Annotated in this window: 7 protein-coding genes; 6 read left to right on the top strand and 1 reads right to left on the bottom strand. The window is 62.0% G+C overall.

Features of this window, described 5'->3' with window-relative positions:
- Window positions 1-283: 283 nt before the first annotated feature.
- Window positions 284-2371 carry a glutamine synthetase III gene (locus AAAX59_RS01770; RefSeq protein WP_349070251.1) on the bottom strand — a complete coding sequence of 696 codons (2088 nt, stop codon included), beginning with the start codon at window positions 2369-2371 and terminating at the stop codon, window positions 284-286.
- Window positions 2372-2797: 426 nt separating this feature from the next.
- Between AAAX59_RS01770 and AAAX59_RS01765 the strand changes: the two genes are divergently transcribed.
- From AAAX59_RS01765 to AAAX59_RS01740, 6 genes are all read left to right on the top strand, one after another.
- Window positions 2798-3670, top strand: a complete 873-nt coding sequence (locus tag AAAX59_RS01765; RefSeq protein WP_349070250.1) for a methylenetetrahydrofolate reductase — start codon at window positions 2798-2800, stop codon at window positions 3668-3670.
- On the top strand, window positions 3670-4458 hold the full coding sequence (locus AAAX59_RS01760) for a hypothetical protein (RefSeq protein ID WP_349070248.1): 789 nt from the start codon (window positions 3670-3672) through the stop codon (window positions 4456-4458). Before AAAX59_RS01765 ends, AAAX59_RS01760 begins: the two co-directional genes overlap by 1 nt.
- A gap of 9 nt (window positions 4459-4467) precedes the next feature.
- Window positions 4468-7026, top strand: coding sequence for a homocysteine S-methyltransferase family protein (locus AAAX59_RS01755; RefSeq protein ID WP_349070246.1), 2559 nt, complete (start codon window positions 4468-4470; stop codon window positions 7024-7026).
- A 108-nt stretch (window positions 7027-7134) separates the two neighbouring features.
- On the top strand, window positions 7135-8499 hold the full coding sequence (locus AAAX59_RS01750; RefSeq protein WP_035136908.1) for a PFL family protein: 1365 nt from the start codon (window positions 7135-7137) through the stop codon (window positions 8497-8499).
- Between the two features lie 318 nt (window positions 8500-8817).
- Window positions 8818-9705, top strand: coding sequence for a methyltransferase domain-containing protein (locus tag AAAX59_RS01745; protein ID WP_349070244.1), 888 nt, complete (start codon window positions 8818-8820; stop codon window positions 9703-9705).
- A gap of 158 nt (window positions 9706-9863) precedes the next feature.
- A complete protein-coding gene (locus AAAX59_RS01740) occupies window positions 9864-10163 on the top strand; it encodes a YhbY family RNA-binding protein (protein WP_006234690.1) in 300 nt (99 codons plus the stop codon).
- The last annotated feature ends 43 nt before the right edge of the window (window positions 10164-10206 follow it).

The following is a 10206-nucleotide window of genomic DNA, read 5'->3' as shown; positions in this document are numbered from 1 at the left end:
ACACGACGTGGTACTTGCACATCCACTTCGTGTGCGACAGGCTGTAGGCCTTCTGGGCCATACGCCACCACCGCCCTCTCGACTCGGATTCCTTGCGGCCTGAACAATCGCAAGTGTCCGGCGAGGGGGCGGCTTTGTAAAGCCGTTTGTCCCCACCCGCATAGCGGGTGGTTTCTGATGCGGCGCGCTGCGCGCCCCGCACAGGCTAAAGCCTTTAAACAAAAACCGGGGCCCGCATGATGCGGACCCCGGCTCAATACCGTGACGATATGTCAGTTACGCTCTACACGTAGAACAGGATGTCGTCGTAGGTCGGGACCGGCCAGTAGTCGGCGGCCACGATCTCCTCCATGGCATCCACGGCAGCACGCAGCGCATCCATAGCGGGAACGACCTCGTGCGCGTAGACGTTGGCCTGCTCCTGACCATCGAGGCCCTCGGCCTTCTGATGCACGGCGTCGAGCGCCTTGATGGAGTCGTTGATGGTGGTGATGCCGTTGCAAAGCTTGTTGAGCGTATTCTGCTCACACTGCATGGCGGCCTCGGCGCCGGCGGCGCGGATAGTCTCAAGGCCCTTAGCGACCTTGGTGGCATAGGCGGTAATGACCGGGCGATAGGTACGACGCGCCTCGCGAACCATCGTGGTAGCCTCGATGTTCATGAGCTTGTTGTACTTCTCGAGCTTGCAGTCGTAGCGGCACTGGGCCTCGGCCTTGGTCAGGACACCCGTCTCCTCAAAGAGCGCGATGGCCTTATCGGAAACAAAGGCGGGCAGGGCGTCGGCCGTGGTCTTGTTGTTGGCAAGGCCGCGCTTCTCGGCCTCGACGGGCCACTCGTCGGAGTAGCCATCGCCGGAAAAGAGGATGCGCTGGTGGTCGGTCAGGACCTTCTTGCAGTACTCGAGCGCGGCGTCCTGGAACTTATCCTCGGGCGTACCCTCAAGCGCGTCGGCGAAGGACTTGAGCGACTTGGCCACGGCGGCATCGAGCACCAGGTTGGAGTCGGAGACGTTCTGCTCGGAGCCGCAGGCACGGAACTCAAACTTGTTGCCGGTGAAGGCAAACGGGGAGGTGCGGTTGCGGTCGGTGTTGTCCTGCATCAGCTTGGGCAGGGTATCGGCGCCCAGGTCAAGCACGCCGCGCGTGGCATGGACGGAAGCCTTGCCATCGATGATCTTCTCGACGACCTCGGTAAGCTGGTCGCCCAGGAAGATGGACATAATCGCCGGAGGGGCCTCGTTGGCGCCCAGACGATGGTCGTTGCCGGCCGAGGCAACGGAGGCACGCAGGAGCTCCTGATAGTTATCGACAGCCTCGATCACCGCGGTGAGGAAGACGATGAACTGCAGGTTGTCGAGCGGGGTGTCACCTGGATCGAGCAGATTCTCGGACTCGGTGCCGAGCGACCAGTTGTTGTGCTTGCCCGAACCGTTGATGCCCTCGAAGGGCTTCTCGTGCAGCAGGCAGACCAAGTCGTGGCGGGAGGCAATGAGCTTCATCTTCTCCATCATGACCAGATTCTGGTCGATGGCCTCGTTGACCTCGCCATAGACCGGTGCGAGCTCATGCTGGCAGGGAGCGACCTCGTTGTGCTTGGTCTTGGCGGGAATGCCGAGCGCCCACAGCTCATCGTCCAAGTCCTTCATGTAGGCCGAGACGGTGGGGCGGATAGCGCCAAAGTAGTGCTCCTCAAGCTCCTGACCCTTGCATGGAGCAGCACCAAAGAGGGTGCGGCCGGTAATGACCAGGTCCTTGCGCTTGCGGTAGGCGTCCTTCTTGATCAGGAAGTACTCCTGCTCGTCGCCCACGGAAGGAACGACCTTCTTGGGGGTCTTACCGAACAGCGCCAAAACGCGCTTAGACTCACGCGAGAGCGCGGTCATGGAACGCAGCAGCGGGGTCTTCTTGTCCAGGGCCTCGCCCGTGTAGGAGCAGAAAGCCGTGGGGATGCACAGGACATCGTCCTTGATAAAGGCGGGGCTAGTGGGGTCCCAAGCGGTGTAGCCACGGGCCTCGAAGGTAGCACGCAGGCCGCCGTTGGGGAAGCTCGAGGCATCGGGCTCGCCCTGGATGAGGTTCTTGCCCGTAAACTTTGTAATGGCGGTGCCGTCGTGGTTGGGCTCCAGGAAGCTGTCGTGCTTCTCGGAAGTAATGCCCGAAAGCGGCTGGAACCAGTGCGCGTAGTGCGTCGCGCCCTTGGAGATGGCCCAGACCTTCATGGCATGGGCAACGGCGTTGGCCACATCCAGGTCGAGCGGCTCACCGCCCTCGAGGGTTGCAGCAAGGCGCTTCCAAATGTCCTTGGGGAGGTAGTCCTTCATGACTTCCTCAGAGAACACCATGGTCCCGAAGCGGTCAGTAAGTTCGGCCATACGGAACTCCCTTCGTATCGGCACCGCGTGAGAAGCGGTGTTGATTACTAACGAACGAGTCATAGCTTAGACTCGCCGTGTTTCCGCGACATTACCGTTATGTTGCTGTCGCGAAACCAATCAATGAGGTTACCCTATCAAGGCGGCGTTGCCACCCTCAACAGCCAATCAACTGCATAAATTGCAGACCTCTCTCCATGGTTTAAGGGTAGTCAATTTGGGATGGAGCTCTATTAACTGGTATTTTGCATCAGATACCAGTCTTTATAGTCCGTGCCTAGATTAGCCGCTCTGTTATAGAGAAAGCCGATAGCAAGGCATCTTTGATTGGTATCCTCAAATAGCGAGTGAAACTCCACCGTGACACAGTGGTGCTGTAGAATCCTTACAACACATCACACTATTACGTATCTAGAGGAGCACGATATGCGCGTCGACGAGGTTTTTAAGCAGGCAGCATCCCAGGGCACCGCACCCGTTTCGTTTGAGATGTTCCCGCCCAAGGGCGAGCTGACCCTCGACACGGCTCGCGAAGTGGCAGGCAATCTGTGCAAGCTTTCGCCGAGCTTTGTCTCGGTCACCTGCTCGGCCGGCGGCTCGGGCAACGGTGCCGCCACCGCCCCCATCGCGCATATGATTACGAGCGAATTCGACACGCCCTCGGTGGCACACCTTACCTGCGTGGGCCGCTCGCACGCCGATATCGCCGCCAAGATCGACGAGTATCGCACCGCCGGCGTGGAAAACATCCTGGCCCTGCGTGGCGATCTTCCCGCTGGCGCGACCGAGGACGACAAGCCCGCCTCGGACTACGCCTACGCCCGCGACCTTATCCCCGAGCTCGTCGACGCCGGCTTTTGCGTGGGCGCCGCAGCCTACCCCGAGGGCCACATTGCCTGTGAGGACCTCAACCTCTCGGTCGAACACCTCAAGCAAAAACAGGACGCCGGCGCGAGCTTCTTTGTGACGCAGCTCTTCTTTGATAACGAGTGCTTCTACCGGTTTCGCGAGCTTGCCGACAAGGCCGGCATCACCGTGCCCATTACCGCGGGCATCATGCCGTTTATGGGCAAGTCACAGATCAGCCGCATGGTCTTTATGTGCGGCGCGTCGCTGCCCTCCCCCGTCATCAAGATTCTCGCCAAGTACGAGAACGACCCCGAGAGCCTGCAGGCAGCCGGTGTAGATTATGCAGCCCGCCAGCTTTGCGACCTCAAGGAGCACGGCGCCGACGGCTTGCACCTGTACACTATGAACCGTCCTGCGATCGCCGCAACCATTATGGAGCGCCTAGGGTAATGGAAAAACCGCACATCGATACAGCTTTTGTCGAAGTGCCGGCCGACCTTGCGTCGCCGGCGCTTTACCGTGTCGATGCTGCGCACCATCCCCGTGTCGACCGTGCCGAGATGCTGCGGTATCTGGGTTACGGCGGCCAGCAGATTGAGCCCGAGTTGTCGCAGCGTATTGAGCTTGTCGTTGAACGTCTGGAATTGGACATTGAGCCCCGTGGCGTGCGCCGCGTGTTTGCCGTCGATGCCACGGGTGTGGACGAGCAGGGAGAACCTTGCATTCGCCTGGTCGGCACCAACGTTGAACTGCGCGGTCGCGATATCTATCGTCATCTCAAAGACGCCCGCTTTGCCGCGCTCATGGCATGCACCCTCGGCATGGACGCCGAGCGTCGCCTGCGCATCACGGGAGCCCAACATCCCCTGGAGGGCGCCGTGCTCGACGCCGCGTGCTCCGCTTACGTGGAAGCCGCCGTTGAGCAAATGGACCAGCAGGTCAAGGCTGCGGCCGCCGCACACGGACTCGCCGGCAACTGGCGCTTCAGTCCCGGCTATGGCGACTGCCCGCTCTCGGCCCAGCGCTCGATCGTCAATGCGCTCAACGCCACGCGGCTCATCGGGCTTACCGTCACACCCACCAGCCTGCTCATGCCCACCAAAAGCGTGACCGCGGTGATCGGCCTATTCGACGGCGAGGTCCACGACGCCCAGAGCCGCCCCACCTGCAATATCTGCCGCATGCGCGAACACTGCCGCTTCCGCGCCGCCCACACCACCTGCTATTCCAGCCATTAGGAGCCCCCGATGTTTACTCCGCTTATCACTCATGATTCTGACGGCACTGCATTGGCGGCACCCGTTGATGCCGCACGTCGCAACGGTGCCACGTACAAGACGCGCACGATCGACGACCTTCGCATTAAGGACGATCGCCTGCATGCGGCCATCGAGGGCACGGGGCACCTGCTGTTCGACGGCGGCATGGGCACCATGTTGCAGGCCGCTGGCATGAAGGCGGGCGCCCTGCCCGAGCTGCTCAACTTTGAGGAGCCCCAGGTTATCACTGATATCCAACGTCAATATGTCGAGGCCGGCTGTGACGTGATCACCGCCAACACCTTTGGCGCCAACGCCCACAAGCTCGACGGTGCCGCCACCGTGGCAGGCGTCTTTGCCGCGGCCGTCGCCTGTGCCCGCGAGGCCGGCGCCCGCTACGTCGCCGGCGATATCGGCCCCATCGGCGCGCTGCTTCGCCCCTTGGGCACCCTGAGCTTCGACGAGGCCTATGACCTCTTTGCCGAGGAAGTGCGCGCCGGCGTCGATGCGGGCGTGGACCTCTTTATTATCGAAACCATGACCGACCTGGCCGAGATCAAGGCGGCGGTCCTCGCCTGCCGCGAGAACTCCGACCTGCCCGTCTTTGCCACCATGACCTTTGAGGAAGACGGCCGTACCTTCCTGGGCACGAGTCCCGAGGTCGCCGCCATCACGCTCGACGCCATCGGTGCCGACGTTTTGGGCATCAACTGCAGCCAAGGACCGGCCGAGCTCCGAGGACTCGCCGCACGTATGCTCACCGTTACCGACAAGCCCGTTATGGTGCAGGCCAATGCAGGACTCCCCCATGTGGACGACGACGGCAACACCGTCTTTGATATCCAGGCCCCCGAATACGCCGAGGCCGTCGCCGGCATGATCGCCGACGGCGTGAGCGTCGTGGGCGGCTGCTGCGGCACCACGCCGGCGCACATGGCGGCCTTGCGCACGCTTATCGACAACCACACGCCCAGCCCGCGCCGCCGCAAGCCCAGCATGTCGGTCACGAGCGCCCAAACGGTCGTGGACCTTCCCTGCGACGGCCACAAGATCGCCGTCATCGGCGAGCGCATCAACCCCACCGGCAAAAAGCGCCTGCAGCAGGCCCTGCGCGACGGCGACCTGGACTACGTCGTGAGCCAGGGTATCAGCCAGCAGGAACAGGGCGCCGACATCCTGGACGTTAACGTAGGCCTGCCCGAGATCGACGAGGTCAAGATCATCCAACAGGCCACCGAGCAGCTCCAGGGCTCCACGCTGCTGCCGCTGCAGATCGACTCCACCGACCCCGCAGCCGTCGAGGCCGCCGTGCGCCGCTACGCCGGCAAGCCCATCATCAACTCGGTCAATGGCAAGCAGCAGATCATGGATGAGATCTTTCCGCTGGTCGCCCACTACGGCACCAACGTTGTCGGACTTACGCTCGACGAAGGCGGCATCCCCGATACCGCCGAGGCCCGCTTTGCCATCGCCGAGCGCATCGTGGCCGAGGCTGCCCGCTACGGCATCGGACCGGACCGCATCCTCATCGACTGCCTGGTCATGACCGCCTCGACCAATCAACGCCAGGCCGAGCAGATCCTGCGCGCCATGTCCCTGTGTAAGGAGCGTCTGGGCGTCAAATGCGCGCTCGGCGTGTCGAACATCAGCTTTGGCCTGCCTGCCCGCCCGCTGCTGGGTTCGGTCTTTTTGGCCGCCGCCTTTGGCGCGGGCCTGGACGCCCCCATCATGAACCCGGGTTCCAAGCGCTTTATGGACACCGTCTACAGCTATCGTGTGTTGAGCGTTGAGGACGAGGGCTCGACCGGATACATCGAGCGCTACGCCGGTTGGACCGATCCGTACAAGATCGCCGCCAACCCGGCAGCGGCTCAGGCCGCATCGAGTGATGCCGCGCCCGCTGCTGGCACCGCCGGCACCGACGGCAACGACGACCCGATTCGTCGCATGGTCGTCTCGGGCCGCAAAGGCGAGATCGCTGCCGAGACCGAGCGTCTGCTGGCAGACCACGACGCCATGGACCTCATCAACAATCACTTTATCCCCGCCCTCGACGAGGTTGGCGTCCTCTTTGACCAGGGCAAGTTCTTCTTGCCGCAGCTCATGGCCTCGGCCGAGGCCGCACGCGTGGGCTTCGACACCATCAAACGCCTGATGCCCGCCGGCGAGATTGCCGACAAGGGCAAGATCTGCGTGGCCACCGTCAAGGGCGACATCCACGATATTGGCAAGAACATCGTCAAGATGCTGCTCGATAACTACGGCTACACCGTCTTTGACCTAGGCCGCGACGTCGACCCGCAAGAGGTGCTCAAGACCGTCAAGGAGCGTGACATTAAGCTCGTCGGCCTCTCGGCGCTTATGACCACCACGGTCGTCGCCATGGAGGAGACCATCAAGTTGCTCCATGCCGAGGTGCCGGGCGTCAAGATCATCGTGGGCGGCGCCGTACTCACCCCCGAATACGCCAAGCAGATCGGCGCGGACTACTACGCCAAGGACGCCGCCGAAAGCGCTCGCATCGCCGAAGAGGTCTTTGGGCAGTAACACAACGGAAACAACCGAGCACCAAAACGTGCCACATGCGCCACTTGGCACGTGCGGCACGTTAGAATAGATAAGACTATGCTCGTTTTGGCAGATAGGAGCGCAAGGATGGCGATCACGCCCGCAGAAATCGCGGAAACCCGCGGCATGGTTGAGGAGCAGAACCTCGACATCAGGACCATCACCATGGGTGTTTCGCTCATGGGTTGCGGTGACGAGAACCTCGACCGCATGTGCACGAAGATCTACGACCACGTGACGCACACGGCTGAGCATCTGGTCGAGACCGCCGAGAACCTCGAGCGCGAGTACGGTATCCCCATCGTCAACAAGCGCGTTTCCGTCACCCCGGTGGCGCAGATCGCCGCGTGCTGCAAGGATGAGGACCTCACCCCCATCGCGCACGCCCTCGACCGCGCGGCCGAGACGCTCGGCATCGACTACCTGGGCGGCTTCTCCGCGCTCGTCCAGAAGGGCATCGGCGACGCCGACCGTCGCGTTATCCAGTCCATTCCGCAGGCGCTCGCCACCACGAGCCGCGTCTGCTCCAGCGTCAACGTCGCCAGCCTGCGCGCCGGTATCAACATGGACGCCGTGCTTATGGCCGCCCAGACCATCATCGATGCCGCTAAACTCACGGCCGACCAGGACTCCGTCGGCGCTTCCAAATTTGTCTGCTTTGCCAATATGGTCGAGGACTCCCCGTTTATGGCGGGCGCCGTCCACGGCGGTGGCGAGGCCGACGCCGTCATCAACGTAGGCGTCTCGGGTCCCGGTGTTATGGCTGCAGCCCTGGAGACGCTGCCCGATTCCGCATCGATGATGGAAGTCGCCGAGAAGATCAAGCAGACCGCCTTTAAGATCACCCGTGCCGGCGAGCTCATGAGCCGCGAGGCCGCCCATCGCCTGGGTGTCGAGAAGGGCATTGTCGACCTGTCGCTGGCACCTACGCCTGCCATTGGCGACTCCGTCGCGCGCATCCTCGAGATCATCGGTGTGGGCACCTGCGGTGGCCCTGGCACGACCTGCGCGCTCGCCATGCTCAACGATGCCGTCAAGAAGGGCGGCGTCATGGCCAGCTCCAGCGTGGGCGGTCTCTCCGGCGCCTTTATCCCCGTGTCCGAGGATGCCGGCATGATCGCCGCCGTCGAGGCCGGTGCACTTTCGCTCGAGAAGCTCGAGGCCATGACCTGCGTGTGCTCCGTTGGCCTGGACATGATCGCCATCCCCGGTGACACCCCGGTCGAGACCATCGCCGGCATCATCGCCGACGAGATGGCCATCGGCGTCATCAATAACAAGACCACGGCCGTCCGCGTGATCCCCGCCATCGGCAAGGGTGTGGGCGACTGCGTCGAGTACGGCGGCCTGTTCGGGCGTGCGCCCATCATGCCGGTGAACCCCAACGCCGGCACCGTGCTTGCCCACCGCGGTGGACGCTTCCCGGCGCCGCTGAACTCGCTGAAGAACTAGCTGAGGGGTTCGGGCGAGGAGCCCCGGGGAGGGCAAATATATAAGGTCGCCTGCTCGGACAGTCCTGACTCGCACGGAGAGCACATTAAGTGCTCTCCGGCTCGTGCGGAACTCGCGATCGACCTTATATATTTGCCCTCCCCGGGGCTCCCGCACAACGGGACCTCAGTCGGGTTCTATCCCGATTGCAGTTGCTTCGCTCCTGCACCACTTGGCTGGTGCGGCGGTTTGGCGTTGGAACGGTTCTTTTTCTGATATATGCTGGTTGCGGCTCTTCTTTTGGGAGGAGTCGCTTTTTTGTTGCTAGGAGGTTGGCCCGTGGTTGATGGGGATGCTCGCTCTGAGCTTCTTTCTGCTGATTGGAATGGCGAGTGGATGCGTCTGCAAGCTGATCGGCGGCGGGCTGATGATTCTTTTGAGTGGGATAAGCGGGCTCGGCATTTTCGGCCGCTTGAGACTGCTCCGTATGCCCGGGATTTTATAAAGCTGTTGGCGTTAAAGCCTGGTGAATCCGTGCTGGATATGGGGTGTGGGGCTGGGTCGATTGCTATTCCGCTTGCTCAGGCTAGTCATCCTGTGATTGCGGCTGACTTTTCCCCTGCCATGTTGGGGACGCTTGATGCCGGCATTGAGTACTACGGGCTCGAGGGGCGCATAACGCCGCTTGAGCTTGCTTGGGATGATGATTGGGATTTGGTTGGACCGGTCACGAAAGCGGTAGATGTTGCCTTTGCCAGTCGCTCTGTCACCACGACCAACCTAAAAGGCGCACTTGCCAAGCTTGACCGTACGGCTCGTCGGCGTTGTGCCGTCACGATGGTCGCCAACTCCAGCCCGCGCTATGATCTGCACTTGATGAACGCCATCGGCGCCTCCGTTACCTGCAGCAATGGCTTTGTGTATGCCTTTAACATTCTCATTCAAATGGGTGCCCTGCCGCAGGTTACGTACTTTGAATCACCTCGTCGCGATACCTTCGATAGCCTTGAGGCAGGCGTAGCAGATTTTTCCCGTATGCTCGAGCATGGTAACGAAGATAAGATCGACCGCCTGCGCGACTACATCGCTCAACACATGATTGAGAACCCCCATGCCGGTGAGCCGGGCTCCAAGGGCGTGCCGCAGGGGCGCTATATGCTCGATCATGTCCGCAAGGTTCGTTGGGCGTTTATTGCATGGGAGCCGGTCTCTGCGCCCAGCTCATAGCCTGTTCGCAGCCCGCACCGCCCACTCGCTCGGCATCCGCATTCTTTTTGAACTGGGAAAACGCGCTCCACACCACGCCGTTCCTGCGCTATCGTGGGACAGCTCACGTAGATTAAGGCCCCGTCGCGGGGCGCCCCATACATAGAAAGCGAGAATCCATGGCACTGACAGGAGCCCAGGTCAAGCAGCTTCGCAGCATGGCCCATCACCTCAACCCCGCCATCATCATCGGCAAGTCCGACGTCAACGAGGGCACCGTCGAGCAGACGGTCGCCTACCTGGAGAAGCACGAGCTCGTTAAGTGCTCCGTGCTCGATGGCTCCAGCCTTTCCGCCCGCGAGGCCGCCGAAGAGCTCGCTGAGCGCTGCCACGCCGAGGTCGTCCAGGTCATCGGCCGCAAGTTCTCGCTGTATCGCGAGTCCTCGCGCAAGGACATCGAGAAGATCAAGCTCGTCTAAGAGCCAATGATCCGGCGAGCCAACACATAGCAAGTTTACGGGT

Source organism: Collinsella sp. CLA-ER-H2, assembly GCF_040092405.1.
Classification (GTDB): domain Bacteria; phylum Actinomycetota; class Coriobacteriia; order Coriobacteriales; family Coriobacteriaceae; genus Collinsella.
This window is presented reverse-complemented; position numbering and strand designations above follow the sequence as displayed.